A 24,014-nucleotide genomic window follows, 5' to 3' on the forward strand; every position below is an offset into this window, starting at 1 on the left:
TGGTTATCCGCCGTTGCTGGCAACCGGCGGATGACGTGCAGTGATATCGAACAGCGTGTAACCGAGGGTCAGGTGATACACATCCTTGGGCAGGTCACGGTCGACGATGAAACGCACCAGCATCTCGATACGCTCACCCGGTTGCAGCACCTGCTGGGTGAAACAGAAGCATGCGGTTTTGTGGAAATACGCCGCCGCCTCCGACGGCACCACGCTGGGAATGGCCTGGGCCGTCATCGGCTTGTCGGTCGGGTTCTGCGCGATAAACTTCATCTCGTTGACCGCCCCGGGATGCACGACTAAAGCGTCGGCCGCGGGACGGAACGCCCACACCATGTCGGCGGCATTGGTGGCGAGAAACTGCACACGCACTTGGCGCTGCTCGTCCACGGTCTGCGTGCCCGCATAGGCCCCGGCCGTTTTGCCATTGATGCCGAACGCCTTGCACATCTGGTCGTAGATCGGCACCAGAGCGAAACCAAAGGCAAACATCACCACCACCAGCATGAGCAGGCGGGTAACCAGGCGACCTGTGCTCAGGGCTTCGCTCATCAATGGCTCACTTCAACTTCCGGTGGCGTCGTGAAGGTGTGGTAAGGCGCCGGCGAGGGCACCGTCCACTCCAAGCCTTCTGCCCCATCCCAGGGTTTGGCCGGCGCGGCTTTGCCGCCACGGATGCACTTGATGACGATGAACAGGAAGAGGAACTGCGTGGCGCCGAAGCTGAAGGCGCCGATCGAGGAGATCATGTTGAAGTCGGCGAACTGCAGGTTGTAGTCCGGAATCCGTCGCGGCATGCCCGCCAAGCCGACGAAGTGCATCGGGAAGAAGGCCATGTTCATGCCGACGAACGACAACCAGAAGTGCAGCTTGCCGAGGGTCTCGTCGTACATGTGGCCGGTCCACTTCGGCAGCCAGTAATAGGCCGAAGCGAAGATCCCGAAGATCGCCCCCGGCACCAATACATAGTGGAAGTGCGCCACCACGAAGTAAGTGTCGTGGTACTGGAAATCCGCCGGAGCGATGGCCAGCATCAGCCCGGAGAAACCGCCGATGGTGAACAGGATGACGAAGGCCACGGCGAACAGCATCGGCGTCTCGAAGGTCAGCGAGCCTTGCCACATGGTGCTCACCCAGTTGAACACCTTGACCCCAGTAGGTACGGCGATCAGCAGGGTGGCATACATGAAGAACAGCTCGCCCACCAGCGGAATGCCGACCACGAACATGTGGTGCGCCCAGACGATGAACGACAGGAAGGCGATACTCGCCGTGGCATAGACCATCGAGGTGTAGCCGAACAGCGGCTTACGCGAGAAGGCCGGAATGATCGCGCTGACCGCACCGAAGGCGGGCAGGATCATGATGTACACCTCGGGGTGGCCGAAGAACCAGAACACATGCTGGAACAGCACCGGATCCCCGCCGCCGCCGGCACTGAAGAAGCTGGTGCCGAAATGGATGTCCATCAGCATCATGGTCACGCAACCCGCCAGTACCGGCATCACCGCGATCAGCAGGAAGGCGGTGATCAGCCAGGTCCAGACGAACAGCGGCATCTTCATCAGGGTCATGCCGGGGGCACGCAGGTTGAGGATGGTGGCGATGATGTTGATCGCGCCCATGATCGAGCTGATGCCCATCAGGTGGATGGCGAAGATGAAGTAGGTGACGCTTTCCGGGGCGTAGGTGGTGGACAGCGGCGCGTAGAAAGTCCAGCCGAAGTTCGGCCCGCCAGCGGCAGTGAACAGGGTGCTGACCAGCAGCGTGAACGCCGCCGGTAGCAGCCAGAAGCTGAAGTTGTTCATCCGTGGCAGGGCCATATCCGGGGCGCCAACCATCAGCGGGATCATCCAGTTGGCCAGGCCGACGAAGGCCGGCATCACCGCGCCGAAGACCATGATCAGGCCATGCATGGTGGTCATCTGGTTGAAGAACTCCGGCTGGACTATCTGCAAGCCGGGCTGGAACAGCTCGGCGCGGATGACCATGGCCATCGAACCGCCGAGCAGGAACATCGCAAAGCTGAACCACAGGTACATCGTGCCGATGTCCTTGTGGTTGGTGGTCAATACCCAGCGCATCAGCCCCTTAGCCGGCCCGTGGTGATGGTGGTCCTGCTCGCTGCTCAGGTGGCTATGCTCGGGATGCTCGTTCACGGCATTCATAGTCATTATTCCTATTCCTCAGCCTGTTTGAGGGCCAACACATCTTTCGGGGCGACCATGTCACCGACGTTGTTGCCCCAGGCGTTGCGCTCGTAGGTGATCACCGCGGCGATATCGACTTCCGACAGTTGCTTGCCGAACGCGGCCATGGCGGTTCCGGGTTTGCCGTTGAAGACGATCTTCAGATGGTCTTCCTTCGGCCCGGTAGCGATCTTCGAGCCCTTAAGCGCCGGGAACATCGGCGGCAGGCCCTGACCTTCGGGTTGGTGACAGGCGGCGCAGGTGGTGTGGTAGACCTTGTCACCCCGCGCAACCAGCTCTTCGCGAGTCCATTCCTTGCTGGTCAGCTCCTTGAGCTTGAGCGTTTCTTCCTTGCGCGCGGCCAGCCAGGTGGCGAAATCTTCCTTCGACTTGGCTTCGACCACGATCGGCATGAAGCCGTGGTCCTTGCCGCACAGTTCGGTGCACTGCCCACGGTAGAGGCCGGGTTGCTCGATCCGCGTCCAGGCTTCGTTGACGAAGCCGGGGATCGCATCGCGCTTCACCGCCAACGCCGGCACCCACCAGGAATGGATCACATCGGCGGCGGTAATCAGGAACCGCACCTTGGTGCCCACCGGCACCACCAATGGCTGGTCGACTTCCAGCAGGTAATGCTCGTCTTTGGGCGCTTGGTTATTGATCTGTTCGGCGGGGGTGGTCAGGTTGCTGAAGAACTCAACGTCCTGGCCCAGATACTTGTACTGCCACTTCCATTGATAGCCGGTGACCTGGATATCCAGCCCCGACTCGCTGCTGTCGTAGATGTCGATCAGCGTCTTGGTCGCCGGAATCGCCATGGCCACCAGGATCACGAAGGGCACCACGGTCCAGAGAATCTCTACCGTCGTGCTTTCGTGGAAGTGCGCCGCCACCTGACCGGTGGAGCGCCGATGGACGAGCATCGACCAGAACATCGCGCCGAACACCACTACACCGATGACCGCGCAGATCCAGAAGATGGTCATGTGCAAATCGAACACTGCGTGGCTGACCGCCGTGGCGCCAGGCGCCATATTCACCGTCCAGGCGGCCTGCGCTTGGCTGAATACCGACCACAGCAGGAGTCCCACCCAGACTCGTGGATGTCGCATCATTGCGGGTTCCCCTTATCGTTCTTGTTATCCCGCCGGCTGTGCCTGCGGCCAAGGGAGCGGCTGCTAAAAACCGACTTTAACTGCCGCAACCTCGCCTTGCCGTAGCTCAGTCCGGTTCCATCAGGTGACGCCTTTCGAATCGGAGTATAGACGGCGACTTCATCCTGGCAACGTCGAAACGCAAATGGCCAAAGCCGCCGAAGGCTTGTCCTAAACGCCCCCGGTTGCTGCGGCTGGAGAACAGTCGCGAACAGCCGATATAACGCGCTCGCATAACCATTAAATAATTATGACAATCGCATCTTAGCCACAACGTCTGGCGAGCTATGGTCTTTGTTCGTTTCTCACCCATGTCCTTATGTCAGGAGCTGTCATGAACACCGCCGCCCTGCGCGAACTGATTCAACGCGCGCACCAACACGAAGCCACCAGCGGTCACCTCGCGCGCCGACTCGAGGGAAAACTGCTGCGCCTACACCCCGCCATCCGCCTGCCGGCCAGCGATGCCCCAGGGGTCTTGACGCGCTTCGTCGCCGCCTACGTGGAGCAGGTGCCGGAGGTCTTGGATGCCGCCAATCAAGTGGCGCGTGAGGCCGGGATCGAGGCGCAGATCAAACCGGTGCTGAAGGTGGCCGAGCAGTTTTTCCTCCAGCCGCCGGCGCTGATGGCCGGCCATGAAGGTCTCGACGGCCTGCTCGGCGAAGCGTATTTGGCCCATCGTCTGGTCGAGGAAGTGAATGATCGCTACATCACCCACCTCGGCCAGCCGTTGATCCCGCTGGATACCACGGTGGCCAATCTGATCGCCCACCAGTTGATCGGTGAACCCTTCGCCAACCAACTGGACGAAGCCGTCCAGCATACGGTCGAAGGCATGCTGGACGCTGCGATGTTCGCCCAGGACTCGGTGCAGGCCTACCGCGAACGCCTGACCAGCCCGACAACGGAGGCCGCCTGGAAACTCTGGCCGTGCCTGTCACGCCAACTCGGCGTCGAGCTGGAGCTCGATCAAGCGCAGCGCGTGGCGGGCTAATTGCGCCGCTAGCACTAAAGCCTCTGCAACACAGCCTCTACAACAGCGCCATCTGCCCGCCCGGCGGGCAAAAGCGCGAGCAATCGAGATTGAAACCCTCACGTCGGTTCAGGCCCAGGCGCTTGAGCGCCAGCTTGAAGCGCTGCGCCAACAGCTCGGCGAATGGCCCTTCGCCACGCATCCGCGTGCCGAAGCGGCTGTCGTACAGCTCACCGCCACGGCTCTGCCGCACCAGGCTCAAGACATGCTCGGCGCGCTCGGGAAAGTGCGCCGCCAGCCACTCCTCGAACAACGGCGCCACTTCGCGCGGCAGGCGCAGGAACATATAGGCCGCACTCTGCGCGCCGGCCCCTTTAGCCGCCGCCAGCAGTTGCTCCAGCTCGCTATCGTTGATCAGCGGAATCATCGGCGAGCAGAGCACACCAACCGGAACCCCCACCTCACGCAGCACCCGAATGGCGCGCAAACGAGCCGAGGGTGCGGCCGCGCGCGGTTCCATGATGCGTTTCAACTCGTCATCGAGGGTGGTCAGGCTGATCATCACCGCCACCAGCCGCTGCTTGGCCAACTCGCTGAGCAGATCCAGGTCGCGCAGCACCAGCGAGCCCTTGGTCACTATCGTCAGCGGATGGCGATAACGCAGCAGCACTTCAAGCGTACGCCGAGTCAGTTGGTGCTCACGCTCGATCGGCTGATAGGGGTCGGTGTTGGAGCCCAGGTTGATCGGTGCGCACAGGTAACCCGGCTTGGACAGCTGTTGTTCGAGCAAGGCCGGCGCATTGCTCTTGGCGATCAGCTTGGTCTCGAAGTCCAGCCCCGGCGACATGTCCCAATAGGCATGGCTGGGCCGTGCGTAGCAGTAGATGCAGCCGTGTTCACAACCGCGGTACGGGTTGAGCGAGCGGTCGAACGGCAAGTCCGGCGACTGGTTGCGGGTGATGATGGTTTTCGCGGTTTCCAGCCGCACTTCGGTGGCGCGCGACGGCGGCACTTCCTGAAACCAGCCATCGTCCTCGGCCACCGAGCGGGTCGGGGCGAAGCGGTTGTGAGGGTTGCTGGCGGTACCGCGGCCGCGCGGCGGAAGAGACGTAGACATGGCGAAAGGCTCCGGCAATTAGCTGTATAAATATACAGCTAATTGCCGGCTTGTCGCTGCGCGTCTATCGGATTGCGCTCATTCCCGCAGGAAAGGCGCGGCTCACTCGCCGGACGGTTTCTTCAGCTTCGGATTGGGGAAGAACTGCACCGCCTGCACCTTGGGATCGGCCGGTTTCTTCACGGCGCTGACGTTGACCCGCGTGCCGAGTTCCTTCGGCACCGACTGGCCTTGTGCGTTGAGGGTGTCGGCATAACCGCAGGCGACGCACTCACGGTGCGGCACGCCATCCACGTCCCACATCTGGATCTTGTCGAGCTCGCTGCACGCCGGGCACACGGCGCCGGCGATAAAGCGTTTCTTGCCGATGTTCACCGGGGCGTCGCTCATGCTGCCTCCGCGCTCAGGCCGAGATGGCGCAGCAGCGCGTCGATCGACGGCTCGCGACCGCGGAAGTCGACGAACAGCTGCATCGGCTCCTGCGAACCGCCGCGCGCCAGGATCGCCTCGCGGAAGGCGCGGCCGGTGTCGGCGTTGAACACCCCTTCCTCCTCGAACCTGGAGAAGGCATCGGCGGACAGCACTTCGGCCCACTTGTAGCTGTAGTAACCCGCCGCATAACCGCCGGCGAAGATGTGCGCAAAGCTGTTGGGGAAGCGGTTGTACGCCGGCGGGCGCATGACCGAGACCTCGGCGCGAATGCCTTCCAGCACCTCCAGCACGCTGCGGCCATCACCGTGAGTGGCGTGCAGTTCGAAGTCGAACAGCGAGAACTCGAGCTGCCGCGCCATCATCAGCCCGGACTGGAAGTTCTTCGCCGCCAGCATCTTGTCCAGCAGGTCCTGCGGCAGCGCTTCGCCGCTCTGGTAGTGGCCGGAGATCAGCGCCAGGCCTTCTGGCTCCCAGCACCAGTTCTCCATGAATTGGCTGGGCAGCTCGACCGCATCCCAGGCCACGCCGTTGATGCCCGCAGCACCGGCGTGCTCGACGCGGGTCAGCAGGTGGTGCAGGCCGTGGCCGAACTCGTGGAACAGGGTGGTGACTTCATCGTGGGTCAGCAGCGCCGGCTGCTCGCCGACCGCCGGGGTGAAGTTGCAGACCAAGTTGGCCACCGGGCTGATCAGGCTCCCCGCGGCCGAGCGGCGACGGTCGCGGGCGCCGTCCATCCAGGCGCCGCCGCGCTTGTTGGCGCGGGCGTAGAGGTCGAAGAAGAAGCGCCCGACATGCTGGCCGTGTTCCTTGATCTCGAACAGACGCACGTCCGCATGCCAGCTGTCGAAGCCTTGTAGCTCGGCGATCTGAATGCCGTAGAGGCGCTGCACTATGGCGAACAGGCCGGTCAGCACCTGGTCGATCGGGAAGTAGGCGCGCAGGGTTTCCTGGGCAATGCTGTAGCGCTGCTGGCGCAGCTTCTCGCTGTAGTAGCCGACGTCCCAGCTCTGCAGATCGGCGCAACCTTGTTCGGCGGCGAAAGCCTGCAACTCGGTGAGGTCCTGGGCGGCGAAGGGTTTGCTGCGCAGCGCCAGGTCGCGGAGGAAGTTCAGCACCTGCTCGCTGCTGTCGGCCATCTTGGTCGCCAGGCTCAGCTCGGCGTAGCTGGCGAAGCCGAGCAGCTGCGCCAACTCCTGGCGCAGGTCGAGGATCTCGGCCATCACCGGGCCGTTGTCGTGCTGCCCGGCATTCGGCCCCTGGTCGGAGGCGCGGGTGCAGTAGGCGGCGTAGACCTCTTCGCGCAACGCGCGATTATCGGCGTAGGTCATCACCGCGTAGTAGCTGGGGAATTCCAGGCTGATCAGCCAGCCGTCGAGGTCCTTGGCCTTGGCCGCCTGGGCCATCTGCAACTGGGCCGAGTCGGTAATCCCGGCGAGCACGGCTGCATCGGTGACGTGCTTGGTCCAGGCCTGGGTGGCGTCGAGCAGTTGATTGGAGAAGTGGCTGCCCAGCTCGGAGAGTTTCATCTGGATCGCGCCGTAACGCTGCTGCTCGGCGGGCGGCAGGTCGATGCCGGACAGGCGGAAGTCGCGCAGGGCGTGTTCGAGAATGGTCGTCTGCGCCACCTCGAAACCGCTCGCGGCCGGGCTCTGCGCCAGTGCCTCGTAGGCTTCAAACAAACCGCGGTTCTGCCCCAGCTCGGTCCAGTACTCGGACAGCTTGGGCAGGCACGCCTCGTACGCCTGGCGCAGTTCGGCGCTGTTGCACACGGCGTTGAGGTGGCTGACCGGGCTCCAGGCGCGGCCCAGGCGTTCACCCAGCTCGTCCAGCGCCAGCACCAGGCCGTCCCAAGTCGGGGTCGCGGGTTGCTTGGCCAGCAGTTCGGCAATCGCCGCACGGCTCTCGGCCAGAATCGAATCGATGGCCGGTTCGACATGCTCTGGACGGATGGACGAGTAAGGCGGCAGGTCGAAGGATTGCAGTAAGGGGTTGTTCTCGCTCACGGCGGTTCACCTGTTTGGGCATAGAAGGATGTTCTGACCCACGCCGGTGGGCGACGCTCCCCGGCGAGTTTCAAAACAGAATGGGCGTCATCTTAATTACAATCGCGGCTTACCGCAGCTTAAGAGGTTTCTATCGTGGCAATTCGCAGTTATCAGGGCAGCACTCCTAGCTTGGGCGAGCGGGTGTTCGTCGATGCCTCGGCCGTGGTCATTGGCGACGTGCTGGTGGGTGCCGACAGCTCGGTCTGGCCGCTGGTGGTGATCCGCGGCGATATGCACCGGATCAGGATTGGTCAACGCACCAGCGTGCAGGACGGCAGCGTGCTGCACATCACCCACGCCGGGCCGTTCAACCCGGACGGCTTCCCGCTGCTGATCGGCGATGACGTGACCATCGGCCACAAAGCGCTGTTGCACGGCTGCACGCTGGGTAGCCGCATCCTGATCGGCATGGGCTCGACGGTGATGGACGGCGCGGTGATCGAAGACGAGGTGATCCTCGGCGCCGGCAGCCTGGTGCCGCCGGGCAAACGCCTGGAGAGCGGCTACCTGTACGTCGGCAGCCCGGTGAAACAGGCACGGCCGCTGACCGACAAGGAAAAGGCCTTCTTCACTTACAGCGCGGCGAATTACGTGAAGCTCAAGGACCTGCATATCGCCGAGGGTTACGACCAGTAATGCCTTCCCCCTCTTCGTCACCAGGTTGCTCCATGCACTACCAGAACATCCTTTTTGACCCCGGCGGCACCTGACCGGCCCACCGCTGTTGCAGGCCGCTTGCAGTTCCTACAAGCGCAAAGGCACTGTCTGTTGGCCGCCGCTTAACCGTTCTTCTGGTAGATGATCTTCTTCGTGCCGTTTTCGCAGCTGCCGACCACCATGCTCTGGTCATGCACTTCATCGTTGCTGACGATTTCCAGGGTGTAGCTGGTGACCCCGGCGGCTTGGATCTTGGTTTCGATCTCCTGCTTGAGCTCTTCGCAGGATTTCGGCGCGGCCAGCACGGGGGCGGCGAGCAGGCTGATCAGCACGGCAACAGCTAATTTTTTCATGGTGCAGCTTCCTGTGATTGCAACAGTCCTTGACCGCGTCCGCGTGAGCGAGGCGGTTGGCCAGTGCTTGGCCGCTATGCTCAAAAATTTGGACCGCGCGGCAACCCACCGAGTTCGCCTGAATTACTGTGCACAGCACACTAACGTTCGGCCTGCAGATTCTTCAGCGCCTGCTCGCGCATCGCGCTGGGCAACTCGCCGAGGCCTTTGACCCGTGCATAGAAGGCCGGCCAGTCACCCTGCACTTGCCGGAACAGCTTCGCAAACGCCGGCACCCATTGCTCATATAGGCCAAAGGGCAACAGCTTGGCATTGTTCAGCGGGCTGTCGATCCAGCCGTCATAGCGCCCCACACCGGCCCATTCGCGCGCGCGCAGTTGGCGGTACTCCGCGCGCAGGCGCTCGAATTCGACGGCCTTGCCGTGGCGCAACTCGGCCTCGCTCTGGCCGCTGGCATACAGGGTTTCCAGCCGTGCGCGGCTGGCCAGCACCAGCGCGCCGAACTGCTCCCGCTGCCGCTCGCGGTTGTCCGCCGGCACCGGCAAGCCACGCGCGGCACGCCATTGGCGCAGGCCCTCGGCCTCGACGAAGCTGGCATAGGACTCGTTGAACGCCGTGTCGCCCGGCAGATAAAACTGCTGGTGCGCCAACTCGTGAAAGATCACCGCGGCCAGGCGCTGGTCATCCCAATGCAGCATGGTGTTGAGCAGCGGATCGTCGAACCAACCGAGCGTCGAATAGGCCTCCACCCCGGCAACGTAGGTGTCCAACCCCTGCTGCTGGAGCAACGCCGCCGCACCGCGCGCGCGGTTCTGCTCATAGAAGCCGCGATAGGCCACGCAACCGGCGATGGGAAAGCACTGGGTCTGTGGCGCCAGGGAAAACTCCGGGGTGGCGAACAGATTCCACAGCACGAAGGGTCGAGCGAGATCGGCATACAGCCGATAGCTGCGGTTATCCGGCAAGCCCAGGCGGGCGCTGGCAAACGCCCGCGCCGCTTGCGCCAGCGCCAGCCGCTGGCGTAGCACAGGATCGCGCGCGGGGTCGGCCAGCAACTCGGCGACCGGCTCGCGGCGCTGCAACAGCTCGAGCTGGCCGCTGAGCAGTTGCGTGTAATAACCGGCATGGGAACAACCACTCAGCCCCAAGGCCAGCAGCAACGGAACCCAGCGCGGGTTCGGGGGGTCGAGTAACCAGGATAGACAGTGCGGCATCGCGCGACCTTGGGTTCAGTACGAAAAGTCAGCCGAGCGAAGGTCAGGCAAGGCAAAAAGTGGCGAGGACGCGGAGTTTACGAGCTGTAAATGAGCATGACTCGCTTCGCTCGCCCTACGGGCCGTCCTTCGGACGTTCTCCCTAACGGTCGGCCGAGCCACTTTTTAACGCAGCCTCACCGAGAGCAGGCACTGTTCGTACAGAACCTAGCGCATCTCGGGCAAGCGCTCCAGCGTCGGCTGCTATCCCATCTGCCCACCACTGCCTGACTCAGGCCGGAGTCCTAGCATGCGCGCTTTTCTGCTCATCACTAGCCTGCTCACCCTCGGCGGCTGCGCCTTTCTGCGCTTTATGCCGACGCCCGATCCCAGCCAAGCCTGGATCGATCTGCACACCGACGCCGAGAGCGAACTACAGGCCTATCGGGTCGACGCCAAGCCCCTGGACGATGACCGCTACTTTCAGGTCAGCCCCGGTCAGCATGAACTGCGAGTGCGCTTCCAGTTCGCGGTCGACGCCAGCAATATCGGGCCCAACAGCCCAGCGCATCAGCGCGACTGCAAGTTGGAGTTGAATTATCCGCAGTTCGCCGCCGGCCAACGCTATCGCCTGGAAGCCGGCAGTATTGGCTTCCGCCCCTGGGCCAAGCTTTACGACGATCGGCATCGGCTGCTGGCGCGCGCCCGGGAGACCGGCTGCGGCGGCCGCTAAGCGCAAACGCTATGCTGATAGGAAGGATTCATCTCGCGAGACGCCTATGCGCCCTCTACCCTACATGCTGCTAGCGCTCACCCTCGGGGCCTGCGCCGGCCCGTTGCCCAAACCCGATCCCCAGCAAGCGTGGGTCGATCTGTATGCCACAGCCGGCTATACGCTGATGGCCAACAGGCTCGACGATAAGCGCGTGAACGACGGCCGCTACTTCCAAGTCAGCCCCGGCCAGCATGAGCTGGAAGTACGTTTCCAATTCGAGGCGAGCGGTGGCGGTGGCGGTGGCGGCATGGATCAGATGTCCGAGCCGCTGCAGATCACCTGTCACCTGCGGCTGCGTCATGACTTCGCCGCTGGCCAACACTATCGCCTGGAAGTGCGGCCGCTGGTGACTAGAGCCCAGGGTTGGCTGTACGACGCCCAGCACCGGCTGCTTGCGCGCGCCGAAGTGCTGCGCTGCCAGCCCTTTTGAACCGCTGGCCGCAAGGCTGATCCCAGCGCAACTGCGCGAGGATTTCGTAGGAGCGTAAGCGGTCGGCGAGGTCGTACCTAGCGCCGGTGAAGATCAGCTCATCGGCGTCGGTCTGCTCCAACAACAGCTCCAGCTTGGCGCGGAGGGGAATCCAGCCGCCTCGAGCCAGAAGGCACTTTGCGCTGCCAGAGGCACCTGCAGGTAAGCGCCAGGCAATAAAAAGCCGGCGTCACCTAGACGATGCCGGCTGCGGCTACAAAAGCGACTTAGAACCTGTTCAGGCTCTTAGAAGATTCTTAGTTGCGCTGGTAGACGATCTCCTTGCTGCCGCCGTCGCAACTGCCGACCACTTGCTTGTCGGTCACACTGCCTTTTGCAACGACCTCCAGGCTGTAGGAGGCCACGCCCTTGGCTTTCAGCTTCGCGTCGATCTCCGCCTTCAGCTCTTCGCACGGCTTAGTGCTGGCGAAGGCCGAACTGGCCAGGGTCAACAGGCCAACGGCCAACATCAGTTTCTTCATCATTAATAACGCTCCCTCGTTTGTCTAAATCCAATCGGTAAGAACAAGCGTTCACCTGAACGCTTGGCAGAACAGCGTACCCCAGGTAAACAGCGCGCAGGCCGTATTCAGCCCGCCGCCTCTACACGAGCCAGCCGAGATCAGCCCAGCCCAAGCGCGCCGACAGTTTTGCGACAGCTCTAGCTATTACTGATCCGAAAGCCGACCTTGAGCGTCACCTGGTAGTGGCCCACCTTGCCGTTTTCGATATGCCCCCGAGTCTCGACGACTTCAAACCAATCCATGTTGCGTACCGACTTGGCGCACTCCGCCAAGGCGTTATTGATCGCCTCCTCGATGCTGATAGGCGACGAGCCGATCAGTTCGATTTTCTTGTAGGTGTGGTGGTTCGACATAGACGCATCTCCTGTGCCGCTGAAAAAGGTCAGCGCTCATGCGTTGCCTTCATTCATGGACACTAGTCGACGGAGAAAAGCGCGGCAAACCCAACGCCACGAAATAGCTCGGCCCACCAACCGCGCGGCCTCGGGCAGATTTTTGACGCTGTCCGGGCGTCGCACTCAGCCGGCTGGAGAAGGCCCTGCCGCAGCTGCGAAACCGTGACTTACACGGCCAAAATGCCCTGAACTAGCGCGCTAAAACAGACCCTCATCAGCCGGCGACGACCTAACCCTGCGGCGGGCTGAGGGCGGCTTGCAGCCAAGCGGCCAAGTGTTGCGGGCGCTTATCCAGCGTCCGCGCCGGCACCCACAGCGCCAGCTTGGCCGAGGTTTCGACAAAGCCCCAGGGTGCGACCAGGCGCCCGGCCGCCAGATCATCCGCCACCAGTTGTTGTGGCGCGATGGCCACCCCGAGACCGGCGGCGGCGGCCTCTAGCAAGAAGTACAGGTGTTCGAAGCCCTGGCCGAGCTTGAGCGCCCCGGCGGCCAAACCATTGCTCGCGGCCCAGGTTGGCCAGGCTTGCGGGCGAGAAGCCGTGTGCAGCAAGGGTTCGCCGAGCAACGCGGCAGGCGCTGCGCCATGCAGTTCGGCAAAGCGCCCATAGCGCGGACTGATCACCGGGCCGATGCGCTCGGCCGCCAGCTCGAAGACCTGCATATCCGCCGGCCACGGCGGCTCGGCGAACCACAGGGTGGCATCCAGGCCGGCCCGGCGCGGATCGAGCTCGCCCTCGCTGGCCGACAGGTGCAAACGCAGCTCGGGCAATTCGCGGTTGAGCCGATCCAGGCGCGGAATGAACCAGCGCGCCAGCAGGCTGCCGGGGCAACCGAGGACGAAAGGCGCATCGGCATTCTGCTGCTTCAGCTCGGCGCAGGCCGTGCGCAGGCGCGCGAACGCCGCGCCGCTGGCTTCACGCAGGCGCAGCCCTGCATCTGTGAGTTTTAGGCCGCGCCCGTCCTTGATGAACAGGGCCAGCCCCAGATCCTCTTCGAGCAGGCGAATCTGCCGACTCACCGCGCCGTGGGTGACGTTCAGCTCGACCGCCGCCTGGCTCACGCTCTGCAGGCGGGCGGCGGCCTCGAAGGCGCGCAGGGCATTCAGCGGGGGGAGGTCGCGAGACATGAAAATCCGTGAGTTTTACTGACAGGTTAGGGCGATCTTATCGCTTTTGCCGCACGCCACACAGCTTTATCCTGTGCACATTGTTGTAGGAGCGGGCCATGCCCGCGAGCCAGGTTCGCGCCCATGGGGCGCTCCTACAGATGCAGGGGCTGGCTGAAATCCATTCAGCGCCCGACTTCACAGGAGCATACCCATGACCTCTTTGCGCAACGGCCCCGACGCCAATGGCCTGTTCGGTGCCTTCGGCGGCCAGTATGTCGCCGAAACCCTGATGCCGCTGATCCATGACCTGGCCCGCGAATACGAAGCGGCCAAGGTCGATCCCGCCTTCCTCGAAGAGCTGGCCTATTTCCAACGCGATTACGTCGGCCGCCCGAGCCCGCTGTACTTCGCCGAGCGCCTGACCGAGTTCTGCGGCGGCGCGAAGATCTACCTCAAGCGCGAAGAGCTGAACCACACCGGCGCGCACAAGATCAACAACTGCATCGGCCAGATCCTCCTGGCCCGGCGCATGGGCAAGCAACGCATCATCGCCGAGACCGGCGCCGGCATGCACGGCGTGGCCACCGCCACCGTGGCCGCGCGTTTCGGCCTCGACTGCGTGATCTACATGGGCACCACCGACATCGACCGCCAGCAGGCCAACGTCTTCCGCATGAAGCTGCTGGGCGCCGAGGTGATCCCGGTCACTGCCGGCACCGGCACCCTCAAGGACGCGATGAACGAGGCCCTGCGCGACTGGGTGACCAACGTCGACAGCACCTTCTATCTGATCGGCACCGTGGCCGGCCCGCACCCGTACCCGGCGATGGTCCGCGACTTCCAGGCGGTGATCGGCAAGGAAACCCGCGAGCAGCTGCAGGCGCAAGAAGGCCGTCTGCCCGACAGCCTGGTCGCCTGCATTGGCGGTGGCTCGAATGCCATGGGCCTGTTCCACCCCTTCCTCGACGACGCCAGCGTGCAGATCATCGGTGTCGAAGCCGCCGGCTATGGCATCGAAACCGGCAAGCATGCGGCCAGCCTGAACGGCGGCGTACCCGGCGTGCTGCACGGCAACCGCACCTTCCTGCTGCAGGACGACGACGGCCAGATTATCGACGCGCATTCCATCTCGGCGGGGCTGGACTACCCCGGCATAGGCCCGGAACACGCCTGGTTGCACGAGATCGGCCGGGTCGAATACACCTCGATCACCGACCAGGAGGCGCTCGCCGCCTTCCACCAGTGCTGCCGCCTGGAAGGCATCATCCCGGCCCTGGAAAGCGCCCACGCGCTGGCCGAGGTGTTCAAGCGCGCGCCCACGCTGCCGAAGGAGCACCTGATGGTGGTCAACCTCTCCGGCCGTGGCGACAAGGACATGCAGACCGTCATGCACCATATGCAAGAACAGAAGGAGTCCGTCGTATGAGCCGCCTGCAGACGCGCTTTGCCGAACTGAAAGAACAGAACCGTGCCGCCCTGGTGACCTTCATCACCGCCGGCGACCCGGGCTATGACGCCTCGCTGGCGATCCTCAAGGGCTTGCCGCAGGCCGGCGCCGACGTGATCGAACTGGGCATGCCCTTTACCGACCCGATGGCCGACGGCCCGGCGATTCAGCTGGCCAACATCCGCGCGCTGGCGGCCAAGCAAAACCTGGCGAAAACCCTGCAAATGGTGCGCGAGTTCCGCGCCGGCAACAGCGACACCCCGCTGGTGCTGATGGGCTACTTCAACCCGATCCACCACTACGGCGTGCCGCGTTTCATCGCCGAGGCGAAAGAAGCGGGCGTGGACGGCCTGATCGTGGTCGACCTGCCGCCGGAGCATAACGCCGACCTCTGCGACCCGGCCCAGGCCGCCGGCCTCGACTTCATCCGCCTGACCACCCCGACCACCGACGATGCGCGTCTGCCGAAGGTGCTCAACGGCAGCTCCGGCTTCGTCTACTACGTGTCGGTGGCCGGGGTGACCGGCGCCGGCTCGGCGACCCTCGAGCACGTCGAACAGGCCGTCGCCCGTCTGCGCCGGCATACCGACCTGCCGATCAGCATCGGCTTCGGCATCCGCACCCCGGAACACGCGGCGACCATCGCCCGCCTGGCGGATGGCGTAGTGGTGGGTTCGGCGCTGATCGACCAGATCGCCAACGCCGAGTCGCCGGAGCAGGCGGTGGAGGGCGTGCTGAGCCTGTGCGCGGCGCTGGCCGAAGGTGTGCGCAACGCTCGGGTATAAGCGCTTAGCTGCACAGGTCAGAAAAAAACCGCTGCTCCCGGGAGGGGGCAGCGGTTTTTTGTTGGCCGCAATGGCTGGAGTCGACCCAAGGACATTCAGTTAGTTAAAAATCTGCTCTTCATTGCCTCTCCTGAGGCCATTTCTAGGCGAAGCTTCCTTCACCGTCGGGGCATTTTCGCTATGTCTGGAACTACCAGGCGGTTATTGATAGCCAAACGACTTATTTCTTTTCTCGTGAAACGACGTTCGTTTCCAATGAATTAATGCTTAGCTTCCAGTGGCAATAATGAAGACTTCCCATATACCTAAAAAGTGACGCTGCACGGAGTCAGTCGTGCCGTGGCTGCGTTGTCGCTGGAAACGCACTCAAGCTTAAGCAACGAAAAAGGAAGCTTTCATGCTTGATTACTTCGCCTTGGGTCTGCTGATTTTCGTTGGGCTGGTACTGTTCTACGGGATCATCGTGCTACACGACATCCCCTATGAAATCGCCGTGCACCGCAATCATCCGCACCAGGATGCTATCCATGCCGCTGGCTGGGTCAGCCTGTTCACCCTGCATGCCATCTGGCCGTTCCTGTGGATCTGGGCAATGTTGTACCGCGAGGACCGTGGCTGGGGGTTTGGAGACGGCAAGTCCCCGCAAAACCATGTTATGCACCTGGAACAGCAAGTGGCTGAGCTACAGCAGCGCCTGGACCGGCTTGAAGGGCGCGTGGGGCTACCGCAGGAACCCGCAGAACCGACTCAGGGCGAGGGGATATAAACCATGGACCTCTTGCTGATCCTCACGTACACAGCATTCTGCATCGCCATCTTCAAGATCTTCCGTATCCCGCTGAACAAGTGGACGGTACCCACTGCCGTCCTCGGTGGCGTAGTGCTCATCGGCGCGTTGATCTTCACCATGAACTACAACCACCCATACTCCGAGGTGGCGCGTTCGTATTTCGTTTCGGTACCCGTGATTCCGGCGGTTAGCGGCCTGGTAATCGAGGTTCCGGTGCAACCCAACCAGCCACTGGAGAAGGGCGATGTGCTGTTTCACATCGACCCGACTCCTTTTGATAACCGCGTGAAATCGCTCAAGGCGCAGATGGTCTCGGCCAGGGCTGATCTTTTCCGCGCCAGCGAGCTGTTCAAGCGCAACGTCGGCAACCGCCGTGATCAAGATATTGCTACCGCTCGTGTGGCGGACTTACAGGCACAGCTCAACATCGCCCAGTTCGAGCTGGACCACACCGTGGTGCGAGCGCCAAGCAAGGGCTTCGTCACCCACGTCTCGCTGCGCCCGGGGATGATGGCGACCAAGCTACCGCTACGGCCTTCCATGGTCTTCATCCCCGATGAGGGTCACTACTTCGCAGCCTGGATGCGCCAGAACAGCCAGCTGCGATTGACGGCGGGCGACGAGGCCGAAGTCGCCTTCGACGGCATCCCCGGGAAGGTGTTCAAGGGCAAGGTTAAGAACGTGATCGCGGTGATCGGCGAAGGGCAGGTCCAGCCCTCGGGCACGCTGCTCAGCTACACCGGCTCGCCACCGCCGGGGCGGGTACCGGTAATCATCGAGATCACCGACCCCGAATACGCGCAGTACAGCAAGCTGATGCCGGGCGGCGCCTACGGGCAGGCGGCGCTCTACAGTCGGCATTTCCACCATGTGGCGGTGATGCGCAAGATCCTCCTGCGCATGGCGGCCTGGATGAATTACATCTTCCCGTTCCACTGAGTATTGCGATTGAACAAAAGGCGCCGTTTGGTGCCTTTTGCGTTTTAGCCGAGACCCGAGGCTTTCTTGTCTGGAGGCGTCTTGTCTGCACCCCTTTTCCTATTAAGCGATGCCCAACGTTGTGACGGCGTAGGGGGGGCTTCAGGCCGTAGGGTGGACAGGGCAAAGCCTTGTCCACCGCTACACCGTCAACGGCGGACTAGCCGCTATGCGCCAACTCTGTAGCAGCTTATAGGCCGCGAAGTTGTTCGCAGGCCTCGGCCCAGGCATAGGCGCCTTCCGGCGCGGCGCCCTCGAACACCATCAGATAGCGGTAATCCCAACCCGCACACCTTTCCCACAGGCGGCCCAGTTCGATCTTGGCCTCCGAATCGGAGTTGTCGCGGTCGCCGCCCTTGGTTTCCACCAGCACGATCACGCCGGATTGCAGGCGCACGATAAAATCCGGGTAGTGGTTGATCGGCCCGTTGAGGAAGAAGCCTTTGCCCGTCGGGTTGCGGTGCCACCAGTGCACGTTATCGGCCGCGGCCAGAAAGTCGGCCATGCGCTCCTCCAGGCCATTGCCGCGCTCCTCACGCAGATACAGGCTGTTGTCGGCGGCAAATGCCGCTTTGTGGCGCGGACTGATTTCCAGCGGCAGGCGGAAGCTGGCTTTGCTGTCGATCTTGCGTAGGTCGATCCACTGCTGGAAACGCCGCCGCGCGAAGTTGAGCATCTCCCGCTTCACCCGCTGACGGATGCTGTCCACGTAGGCATGCTGCTGTTCCACCACCGCATCCAGCTCGGCGGGGCTGAGGCGCTTGAGGATTTTTTCGATATAAGCCCGCAGGTCGCTTTCGGCCAGCGGCGGCATCTTGCCGAGCCAGTTGCCGACCAGGCCGGTCAATTGACGACGCTTGGCCTCCACGTCGAGGTTCGCCAGGTAATCGCGCAGCTTGCGGATTTCCTGCTCCTTAAGCCGGATACGAGTGGGCTCGTAATCCCCCGGCGCCTCACCGACACGCAGCAGGTCGAGCTTGATCAGATCGCCGCTGGCCGGCGCCAAGGCGAAGTCATTGACGTTGCAGTCGGCCAGACGAAATTCCTGATCGAGCAGCTGCTCCTTCTCCAGCAACACCGCGCCGTCTTCATCGGCGAACACCAGCCCGGCCGGCGCCTGGCGGAAGAACTGCGGCAAGCGCAGTTGAGCAAGCTCATCGGCAAAGACGGGGCGTACGGGGCAGAGGTCCATGGCGTTTCTCACTTCCGGGGGCCGGTACTGACCTTGCAAGCTGGCACTGGCCTCGGCCAGTTCGGCTTGCGCCTGCGCGGCGAAACCGAGGGTGCTAGCCACGCTGTCGAGCGGGCTGGCCGGCGCGCCGACAGTAGCGCCTGGCGGGCTGCTCGAAGCCGAACCGGTTGCCGCAAACAGCGGCAGGCTTGGTGCCGGCGGCTCTTTACCAGGCGACGGGGTGGAAGGCTCTGGCGTTTCCTGCGCGGCCAGCTCATCCGGGGTGCGGAAGTCGTGGCGGCTGAAACCGGCCCGGTTCAGCCCGGCCACGATCTTTTCCAGGGTGGCGCCGAATACACTGGAAGCCGTGAGCACATAGCTCATGTTCAGCGGCTCCTGGCCATGCGGGCGAACGTAAGGCTGACGCAGGATGCGCCCGAGAATCTGCTCCACATCCACCGGCGCGGAGCGGTCGGCGAGGGTCGCGAGGATGTAGGCGAAGGGGCAGTCCCAGCCTTCCTTGAGGGCGTTGACGGTGATGATGAAACGCACCCGACAGTCGCGGGAAAGCAGGTTCAAGCCTTTCAGCTCATCCCGTTCGGCGGTCTTGATCTTCACCCAGTCTTCGGCGATGCCACGCTCCAGCAGGTCCGCCTTGACCCGCTCGAAGGTTCGCGCGTCATCCTTGGTTTTGCTCTCTGCCTGCAGCAGCACGATCGGCCGGATATAGGCGCCGCCCTGCGCCTGCTCGGCCAGGGCCTCGGCCTCCAGGCGGGCGCGCAGGTCGATGGCGTGACTGAGCACCGAATCCTGATCCGGCAGGTTGCGCACTATCACCGGCAGCTTGACCATGTGCTGATCGCGCAGTGCCATGGCATCGACGAAGCTGATGATATTGGCGCCTTCGCGCGGCGTCGCCGTCAGCTCCATGACGAAGGCCGGGTTGAGGTGGCGCAGCATGTCCTGCGACAGGCCGCTGGTGACGTTGTGGCTCTCGTCGACTATCACCACCGGATTCAGCCCGGCCATGGCCGCCAGTACCGAAAACGGATCGATCTTGTCGTCTAGCGCCAGCGCGCCATCGGCCAGATCGCTGAGCGCGGAGTTCTCCTGATAGAGCTTGCGGTCGTCCTTGTTCTTGGCCTTGAGGCTGTCGTAGGTCAGCGCCGCGATCACCACGCCGTCCTGCGCCTCATCCAGGGAGAACTGCCCGCCGGCCAGCAGATCGCGCTTGTCCAGTACCGTCACCCGGCCCTCGAACAGGCGGTTCAAGGCTTGCCGATAGGGATGCTCGGGCTGGCGCAAGGCGCCCAACACCTGCTCGAGAATCGACAGGGAGGGCACCAGCCACAGGCACAGGCGCGCATCGCCACGCCGACGTTGCAGCGCGGTGAAGATGCTGGCCAGCGCGTGCAGGCCGATAAAGGTCTTGCCGCCGGCCGTTGGCACCTTGGCGCACACCTGCGGCGCGTTATGCAGAGCCTTGCGATAACCCGGCATGTTCAGCGCGCCCTGGTCGTCCCAGTGCACGCGGTAGGCCAACTGCGGGTCGTCACAGGCGCGCCAGCGGCGCAGATAGGTTTCCAGGTCGGCGATTACCTGGCTCTGGTAGGCATTCAGTTCCATGCGTATGCGTCCTTAGAGCCGGGTGATATCGCGGGGGATTTTCTTGAAGCGCAGGTTGTGGCGGCGCATAAAGTCTTCGCCCAACGCCAACTGGTCGGCATAGATCAGCGTCGGCCCTGGGCTCTGGATCAGCTCGGCGAGCAGGTCGAGATCGAGGGCGGTGATGCGCGCGGGCTCGTAGCAGAAGAACACCCGCTGGCCATTGGCCTCGCCCAACCAGTAGCGATGCCGGGGGTTGTCCAGCGCCGCGCGGGCCTCGGCCGGAATGCATTCCTGATAGGCCACATAGTCGCGGATGGCCGCCAAACCGACGGCCGGGTTGAGGTGCTGGAACTCGTCGAACAGCGGCTCGCCGAGGCTCTGGAAGCTGAAGCCGCCGCCCAGCCCGGCGACCACCTTGCTGCCCTCGCCATAACCCGCCATCACCCGCCGCACCCGCTCGGCAGTCAGGCTCTCGGCGTAGTCCATCATCTCGATCAGGATAAAACGGCGGTTCCCGCCGTCCTCGGCGTTGAGTTTCAGCACGGCATGGGCGGTGGTGCCGGAGCCGGCGAAGGAGTCGAGGATAATGTCATCCTGCTTCGTTGCAACTTGAATAACTCGGTCAATAAGTCGAGATGGTTTTGGTGTTTCAAAAGAAATTTCATGACCGATAATTGAAATTATTTCCTTTGTGGCTTCTTGGTTATGACCAACCTCATCATTTGGCCACCATGTCCAAACATTGCTTCCTTCTGACTCAGACAGAAACTTTTTTTGTCTTGGTCGTGAATTACCTTCTTTGCCGAACCAGATGCGATTGTCTTTGACAAGCTGCAGGAAAGTTCTCTCTGCTAGCGCCCAACACCGATTACGAGGTGGTAGTATTTTTCTGCCTCTCGGGGTTGTTATTTCAAAGAACTGATCCTCTGTTGCATTGCCAATTTGGCCTGTCAGGTCAACAGAGGCCCACGGCCCTCGTGGGTCTTTATCTGGGTTTTTGAAGTCTTTTGAACGCTGTGATGAGAGAGCAACCTTATTGAGCCGGGGTTTGGCCAGCGTCAAATTTTTGCTGTACACCACTATGTGATCGTGGGCAGGTCCGAGATTTAATCTTGAGTCGGGAGATGTCCTCTTTTGCCAGACAATATTTGCAAGGAAATTTTGTCTGGCAAAAATCTCATCCATCAGGCAGCGCAAGTAATGCATTTCGTTGTCGTCAATGGATATAAAAATCGCCCCATCATCCGCCAATAGCCTATGCAGCAACTTCAAGCGCGGATACATCATGCATAGCCACTTATCGTGGCGGCTTAGGTCCTCGCCTTCCTTGCCAACGACTTTATCCAGCCACTTCTTGATTCGCGGGTCATTGACGTTGTCGTTGTAGCGCCACTCTTCATTGCCGGTGTTGTAGGGCGGGTCGATATAGATGCACTTCACCTTGCCCTCGAATTCGGGCAGCAGGCTTTTCAAGGCTTCCAGATTGTCACCGCGGATGATGCGGTTATCGGCGCTGTTGGCGGGCACGCCTTCGGGGGCTTGGTAGCCGTAGTCGGTGTTTAGGACGCGGTAAGGCACGTCGCGGTGGTGGTGCTTGACCTTGTCTTTGCCCACCCAGTGCAGTGTCGGCATGGTGTTCGCCTTGTCCTTGAAAATTGCAGGCCGCCTAAAGCGGTCTGCAATTTGACACCATGGCAAGTACATAGCGCAAATTGACATAGCGGTTTTGCCTACAAGGCAAGCTGAGGCGAACAATCGCCGCCCATGCATATCGGGCAAATCATCTACGCGTTGCGCAAGGAAAAAGGGCTGACGCAGGAAGCGCTGGCGCTGGAGGCGGACACCGCCACCAGCAATCTGTCGCGTATCGAAAAGGGCCAGCGCAGACCTTCCGGCGCCTTACTCGAACGCCTCGCCGCCGCGCTCGGCACCAGCGTGACGGCCATCTATGCGCGCACAGAGGGCGTTGGCCTCAGCCAAGTCCGCAGCGGCAAAGCCGCTGTAACAGAAGAGGATGCCGACTACTCGCGGGATGCGATTCAGCTACGCCAAGGCTTTCGCGACCTCAGCCCCGGCAACAAACACCTCACGCTCGAATTCGTGCGCATGCTGGGCAGGTTGCAGAAAGAGACCTGAGTTCGCCGCCCAGACAAAAGGCTACCCATCGCTCATAAACTAGATACAGCCGCCACACGGCACGGAGTCATTCGCTGCCCTTACCCCAAGCCCCGTCGAGCCAGACGCCCAAGAAAATCGGCGCGGCGCGTGCCTCGTTGAATTCCTCGGCGTTGCCTTCGCCGCTTTGCGCGGCCTGCTCGATGCGTTCGCGAGTCGCCGGAATCTACTGCACCCCGGAACACGCGGCGACCATCGCCCGCCTGGCCGATGGTGTGGTGGCACCTTCTTCAACAGCCTGCCCCCGGTGCGAGCCGAAACCGTACCTTCCCGCCGGATTCTCTTGATCCCGTGCTTGCCACCTATACTCAAGACACCATGGTCGGACGCGCTGGACGTTCCGTTCGGAGAGGGGGCTGGCAAAACTGCAAAAGCACCACATGCAGCTTGTTAGGAGGAAGAGAGCAGGCCATTGAGGTCTGCGGAGCAATTAAACCCGTATGAGCAGTGTGAAGTACTCGGTTGAAACCTATCCGATGGCGGGTGGGCTACCGCTGTCGAGTCTGTTTTAGGGGACTGCGATGTTGAATCTGCGCTCCCTGATCGTCGCCTTGATGCTGGCGCTGGCGGGATGCGCCACTCCAGATCGCGCCCCCGACCTGACTCCGCCGATTGTGATCGCGGAGAGTACCTGGCGGCAGGTCGATAGCGACATAGTCGCCGCGTCGCTAGCCGCGACAGGACAGGCCCAAAACTACGCACGCGGCTCCATGGAGAGCTGGATGGACCTCGTCTACCAGCGCACCGATGCAGACTTCATTCCTTGGTTTACCAGCTACTGGACCCAGCAATGGCTGAGCATGAAGGTGGCCTGGTACAAGCTGAGCACAGGGGAAGGGACAGATCCGGCCGTTAATCGACTGGCTACCTATCTGCAGGAGCAATACCAGGATCGCGTGCTGGACCCAGTCGCCGAGGAGATCGATCCCGACGTGATCATGGGGCAGGCGACGAAATTCTACGTCCAGCTCCTCGGCGAGCAACTTCAGGGAATCCCGCAGCGCTACGGTGTACCTCTGGATCAATTCGACCGGCGGCTCCAGGACATTCCAGCGATCGCGCTGGCGCCTCCAGCAGCCCACAGCGCTTCGCTCTACCAGATTGTCCACGCCGATCCGCTCGACAGGCTGCCGGCCTATGTGGCCCTGGTCGATCGGATCCGCAATGCCGCTGGTGGCGCGGGAGCCGGGTCATCGGACACAGGGATATCCTCGGTGGCGAAACGGACCAGCGAAACACTGGCGGCCGAGCTCGTCACCAGCGGTGCCGCAAGCGCTGCCTCAGCGGTGCTCCCCCGGATAGCCGGCACGTTGATTTCCCTGGGAGTGGCGGGTTTCAGCGCCATCGCCCGCGAGAACGAACGGCCGGAAATGGAAGCGCAGCTTCGGGAAAACCTGAACGCAGACTTTGACGATGAGTGGCTTGATCTGATGCGCAACCCCGCCACGGGGGTGCTGGCAGGGGTCTATCACATATCTGGACAAGTCGAAGGAAGTCTCGCCAAAACCGCTGCGCTGCCGGTCAAATTCGAACCGGTACCGCGAGAAGTTCCCCTGCCAGGCGAGCAACCGCTTCAGGACGGAGGAAGTGTCTACGACGCCCCTACCGACGATGGGAGCGCGGATCAATAACCCGCACGGCCGCTGGCAGGCATTTTTATCCGCACCAGGAACGGG

23 protein-coding genes and 1 pseudogene are annotated in these 24,014 nt (G+C 62.4%); 10 read left to right on the top strand and 14 right to left on the bottom strand.

The window, feature by feature from the left end:
- Positions 1–3 precede the first annotated feature (3 nt).
- The 3 genes from FFS12_RS06545 to coxB are packed head-to-tail and all read right to left on the bottom strand — an operon-like array spanning position 4 to position 3,304.
- The gene (locus FFS12_RS06545; RefSeq protein WP_137886093.1) at positions 4–552 is read right to left on the bottom strand and encodes a cytochrome c oxidase assembly protein; all 549 of its coding nucleotides are present in this window, start codon (positions 550–552) and stop codon (positions 4–6) included.
- The gene (ctaD, locus tag FFS12_RS06550; RefSeq protein WP_137886239.1) at positions 552–2,168 is read right to left on the bottom strand and encodes a cytochrome c oxidase subunit I; all 1,617 of its coding nucleotides are present in this window, start codon (positions 2,166–2,168) and stop codon (positions 552–554) included. Before ctaD ends, FFS12_RS06545 begins: the two co-directional genes overlap by 1 nt.
- Before the next feature lie 11 nt (positions 2,169–2,179).
- Positions 2,180–3,304 carry a cytochrome c oxidase subunit II gene (gene coxB / locus FFS12_RS06555; protein WP_137886094.1) on the bottom strand — a complete coding sequence of 375 codons (1,125 nt, stop codon included), beginning with the start codon at positions 3,302–3,304 and terminating at the stop codon, positions 2,180–2,182.
- 373 nt (positions 3,305–3,677) lie between these two features.
- On the opposite strand from coxB, the gene FFS12_RS06560 reads away from it, so the two are divergent.
- A complete protein-coding gene (locus FFS12_RS06560; protein WP_137886095.1) occupies positions 3,678–4,337 on the top strand; it encodes a hypothetical protein in 660 nt (219 codons plus the stop codon).
- Between the two features lie 37 nt (positions 4,338–4,374).
- Here the strand turns inward: FFS12_RS06560 and FFS12_RS06565 are convergent, their stop codons facing one another.
- The 3 genes from FFS12_RS06565 to prlC all read right to left on the bottom strand — a co-directional run bounded on the left by FFS12_RS06565 (position 4,375) and on the right by prlC (position 7,868).
- Positions 4,375–5,433 (bottom strand): PA0069 family radical SAM protein, encoded by a 1,059-nt coding sequence (locus FFS12_RS06565; protein WP_137886096.1) that lies wholly within the window; start codon positions 5,431–5,433, stop codon positions 4,375–4,377.
- 102 nt (positions 5,434–5,535) lie between these two features.
- Positions 5,536–5,823, bottom strand: coding sequence for a YheV family putative zinc ribbon protein (locus FFS12_RS06570; protein WP_137817606.1), 288 nt, complete (start codon positions 5,821–5,823; stop codon positions 5,536–5,538).
- Complete coding sequence (gene prlC, locus FFS12_RS06575) at positions 5,820–7,868, bottom strand: oligopeptidase A (protein WP_137886097.1); 2,049 nt, start codon at positions 7,866–7,868, stop codon at positions 5,820–5,822. The genes FFS12_RS06570 and prlC overlap by 4 nt, the downstream gene beginning before the upstream one ends.
- Positions 7,869–8,003: 135 nt before the next feature.
- Between prlC and FFS12_RS06580 the strand changes: the two genes are divergently transcribed.
- Positions 8,004–8,546, top strand: coding sequence for a gamma carbonic anhydrase family protein (locus tag FFS12_RS06580; protein WP_137886098.1), 543 nt, complete (start codon positions 8,004–8,006; stop codon positions 8,544–8,546).
- A 143-nt stretch (positions 8,547–8,689) separates the two neighbouring features.
- On the opposite strand, the gene FFS12_RS06585 is transcribed toward FFS12_RS06580, so the two are convergent.
- Both FFS12_RS06585 and FFS12_RS06590 read right to left on the bottom strand, forming a co-directional pair.
- On the bottom strand, positions 8,690–8,920 hold the full coding sequence (locus FFS12_RS06585; protein ID WP_137886099.1) for a DUF1161 domain-containing protein: 231 nt from the start codon (positions 8,918–8,920) through the stop codon (positions 8,690–8,692).
- A gap of 140 nt (positions 8,921–9,060) precedes the next feature.
- Positions 9,061–10,134, bottom strand: coding sequence for an aminopeptidase (locus tag FFS12_RS06590; RefSeq protein ID WP_137886100.1), 1,074 nt, complete (start codon positions 10,132–10,134; stop codon positions 9,061–9,063).
- Between the two features lie 289 nt (positions 10,135–10,423).
- Between FFS12_RS06590 and FFS12_RS06595 the strand changes: the two genes are divergently transcribed.
- Both FFS12_RS06595 and FFS12_RS06600 read left to right on the top strand, forming a co-directional pair.
- Positions 10,424–10,846 carry a hypothetical protein gene (locus FFS12_RS06595; protein ID WP_137886101.1) on the top strand — a complete coding sequence of 141 codons (423 nt, stop codon included), beginning with the start codon at positions 10,424–10,426 and terminating at the stop codon, positions 10,844–10,846.
- 46 nt (positions 10,847–10,892) lie between these two features.
- On the top strand, positions 10,893–11,318 hold the full coding sequence (locus tag FFS12_RS06600; protein WP_137886102.1) for a hypothetical protein: 426 nt from the start codon (positions 10,893–10,895) through the stop codon (positions 11,316–11,318).
- 28 nt (positions 11,319–11,346) lie between these two features.
- Here FFS12_RS06600 and FFS12_RS06605 read toward each other — a convergent pair.
- The 4 genes and pseudogenes from FFS12_RS06605 to FFS12_RS06620 form a co-directional block, all read right to left on the bottom strand.
- Positions 11,347–11,478, bottom strand: a pseudogene (locus tag FFS12_RS06605) (LLM class flavin-dependent oxidoreductase); the annotation flags it as partial.
- Between the two features lie 136 nt (positions 11,479–11,614).
- Positions 11,615–11,839 carry a DUF1161 domain-containing protein gene (locus FFS12_RS06610; RefSeq protein ID WP_137886240.1) on the bottom strand — a complete coding sequence of 75 codons (225 nt, stop codon included), beginning with the start codon at positions 11,837–11,839 and terminating at the stop codon, positions 11,615–11,617.
- A gap of 179 nt (positions 11,840–12,018) precedes the next feature.
- Positions 12,019–12,234 (bottom strand): dodecin, encoded by a 216-nt coding sequence (locus FFS12_RS06615; protein WP_137886103.1) that lies wholly within the window; start codon positions 12,232–12,234, stop codon positions 12,019–12,021.
- A gap of 271 nt (positions 12,235–12,505) precedes the next feature.
- The gene (locus FFS12_RS06620) at positions 12,506–13,402 is read right to left on the bottom strand and encodes a LysR family transcriptional regulator (RefSeq protein ID WP_137886104.1); all 897 of its coding nucleotides are present in this window, start codon (positions 13,400–13,402) and stop codon (positions 12,506–12,508) included.
- Positions 13,403–13,595: 193 nt separating this feature from the next.
- On the opposite strand from FFS12_RS06620, the gene trpB reads away from it, so the two are divergent.
- The 4 genes from trpB to FFS12_RS06640 all read left to right on the top strand — a co-directional run bounded on the left by trpB (position 13,596) and on the right by FFS12_RS06640 (position 17,345).
- Complete coding sequence (trpB, locus tag FFS12_RS06625) at positions 13,596–14,810, top strand: tryptophan synthase subunit beta (RefSeq protein ID WP_171011832.1); 1,215 nt, start codon at positions 13,596–13,598, stop codon at positions 14,808–14,810.
- Positions 14,807–15,616: a tryptophan synthase subunit alpha gene (gene trpA / locus FFS12_RS06630; RefSeq protein ID WP_137886106.1), complete on the top strand. Its 810-nt coding sequence runs from the start codon at positions 14,807–14,809 to the stop codon at positions 15,614–15,616. Before trpB ends, trpA begins: the two co-directional genes overlap by 4 nt.
- A gap of 397 nt (positions 15,617–16,013) precedes the next feature.
- The gene (locus FFS12_RS06635; RefSeq protein ID WP_137886107.1) at positions 16,014–16,382 is read left to right on the top strand and encodes a DUF3302 domain-containing protein; all 369 of its coding nucleotides are present in this window, start codon (positions 16,014–16,016) and stop codon (positions 16,380–16,382) included.
- 3 nt (positions 16,383–16,385) lie between these two features.
- On the top strand, positions 16,386–17,345 hold the full coding sequence (locus FFS12_RS06640; RefSeq protein WP_137886108.1) for an HlyD family secretion protein: 960 nt from the start codon (positions 16,386–16,388) through the stop codon (positions 17,343–17,345).
- 229 nt (positions 17,346–17,574) lie between these two features.
- Here the strand turns inward: FFS12_RS06640 and FFS12_RS06645 are convergent, their stop codons facing one another.
- Both FFS12_RS06645 and FFS12_RS06650 read right to left on the bottom strand, forming a co-directional pair.
- The gene (locus FFS12_RS06645; protein WP_137886109.1) at positions 17,575–20,181 is read right to left on the bottom strand and encodes a DEAD/DEAH box helicase; all 2,607 of its coding nucleotides are present in this window, start codon (positions 20,179–20,181) and stop codon (positions 17,575–17,577) included.
- Between the two features lie 12 nt (positions 20,182–20,193).
- Complete coding sequence (locus FFS12_RS06650) at positions 20,194–21,795, bottom strand: site-specific DNA-methyltransferase (protein WP_137886110.1); 1,602 nt, start codon at positions 21,793–21,795, stop codon at positions 20,194–20,196.
- Positions 21,796–21,927: 132 nt separating this feature from the next.
- Between FFS12_RS06650 and FFS12_RS06655 the strand changes: the two genes are divergently transcribed.
- Both FFS12_RS06655 and FFS12_RS06660 read left to right on the top strand, forming a co-directional pair.
- Positions 21,928–22,299: a helix-turn-helix domain-containing protein gene (locus FFS12_RS06655; protein ID WP_137886111.1), complete on the top strand. Its 372-nt coding sequence runs from the start codon at positions 21,928–21,930 to the stop codon at positions 22,297–22,299.
- 560 nt (positions 22,300–22,859) lie between these two features.
- The gene (locus FFS12_RS06660) at positions 22,860–23,969 is read left to right on the top strand and encodes a hypothetical protein (RefSeq protein WP_137886112.1); all 1,110 of its coding nucleotides are present in this window, start codon (positions 22,860–22,862) and stop codon (positions 23,967–23,969) included.
- The last annotated feature ends 45 nt before the right edge of the window (positions 23,970–24,014 follow it).

The sequence above is a fragment of the Pseudomonas sp. 2FE genome (genome assembly GCF_005503735.1).
Taxonomy (GTDB): domain Bacteria; phylum Pseudomonadota; class Gammaproteobacteria; order Pseudomonadales; family Pseudomonadaceae; genus Aquipseudomonas.

What these genes read in the sequence shown, in the direction of transcription:
- FFS12_RS06545 (WP_137886093.1), bottom strand. Translation starts at nt 552, where the DNA reads ATGAGCGAAGCCCTGAGCACAGGTCGCCTGGTTACCCGCCTGCTCATG.
- ctaD (WP_137886239.1), bottom strand. Translation starts at nt 2,168, where the DNA reads ATGAATGCCGTGAACGAGCATCCCGAGCATAGCCACCTGAGCAGCGAG.
- coxB (WP_137886094.1), bottom strand. Translation starts at nt 3,304, where the DNA reads ATGATGCGACATCCACGAGTCTGGGTGGGACTCCTGCTGTGGTCGGTA.
- FFS12_RS06560 (WP_137886095.1), top strand. Translation starts at nt 3,678, where the DNA reads ATGAACACCGCCGCCCTGCGCGAACTGATTCAACGCGCGCACCAACAC.
- FFS12_RS06565 (WP_137886096.1), bottom strand. Translation starts at nt 5,433, where the DNA reads ATGTCTACGTCTCTTCCGCCGCGCGGCCGCGGTACCGCCAGCAACCCT.
- FFS12_RS06570 (WP_137817606.1), bottom strand. Translation starts at nt 5,823, where the DNA reads ATGAGCGACGCCCCGGTGAACATCGGCAAGAAACGCTTTATCGCCGGC.
- FFS12_RS06585 (WP_137886099.1), bottom strand. Translation starts at nt 8,920, where the DNA reads ATGAAAAAATTAGCTGTTGCCGTGCTGATCAGCCTGCTCGCCGCCCCC.
- FFS12_RS06590 (WP_137886100.1), bottom strand. Translation starts at nt 10,134, where the DNA reads ATGCCGCACTGTCTATCCTGGTTACTCGACCCCCCGAACCCGCGCTGG.
- FFS12_RS06595 (WP_137886101.1), top strand. Translation starts at nt 10,424, where the DNA reads ATGCGCGCTTTTCTGCTCATCACTAGCCTGCTCACCCTCGGCGGCTGC.
- FFS12_RS06600 (WP_137886102.1), top strand. Translation starts at nt 10,893, where the DNA reads ATGCGCCCTCTACCCTACATGCTGCTAGCGCTCACCCTCGGGGCCTGC.
- FFS12_RS06610 (WP_137886240.1), bottom strand. Translation starts at nt 11,839, where the DNA reads ATGAAGAAACTGATGTTGGCCGTTGGCCTGTTGACCCTGGCCAGTTCG.
- FFS12_RS06615 (WP_137886103.1), bottom strand. Translation starts at nt 12,234, where the DNA reads ATGTCGAACCACCACACCTACAAGAAAATCGAACTGATCGGCTCGTCG.
- FFS12_RS06620 (WP_137886104.1), bottom strand. Translation starts at nt 13,402, where the DNA reads ATGTCTCGCGACCTCCCCCCGCTGAATGCCCTGCGCGCCTTCGAGGCC.
- trpB (WP_171011832.1), top strand. Translation starts at nt 13,596, where the DNA reads ATGACCTCTTTGCGCAACGGCCCCGACGCCAATGGCCTGTTCGGTGCC.
- trpA (WP_137886106.1), top strand. Translation starts at nt 14,807, where the DNA reads ATGAGCCGCCTGCAGACGCGCTTTGCCGAACTGAAAGAACAGAACCGT.
- FFS12_RS06635 (WP_137886107.1), top strand. Translation starts at nt 16,014, where the DNA reads ATGCTTGATTACTTCGCCTTGGGTCTGCTGATTTTCGTTGGGCTGGTA.
- FFS12_RS06640 (WP_137886108.1), top strand. Translation starts at nt 16,386, where the DNA reads ATGGACCTCTTGCTGATCCTCACGTACACAGCATTCTGCATCGCCATC.
- FFS12_RS06645 (WP_137886109.1), bottom strand. Translation starts at nt 20,181, where the DNA reads ATGGAACTGAATGCCTACCAGAGCCAGGTAATCGCCGACCTGGAAACC.
- FFS12_RS06650 (WP_137886110.1), bottom strand. Translation starts at nt 21,795, where the DNA reads ATGCCGACACTGCACTGGGTGGGCAAAGACAAGGTCAAGCACCACCAC.
- FFS12_RS06655 (WP_137886111.1), top strand. Translation starts at nt 21,928, where the DNA reads ATGCATATCGGGCAAATCATCTACGCGTTGCGCAAGGAAAAAGGGCTG.
- FFS12_RS06660 (WP_137886112.1), top strand. Translation starts at nt 22,860, where the DNA reads ATGTTGAATCTGCGCTCCCTGATCGTCGCCTTGATGCTGGCGCTGGCG.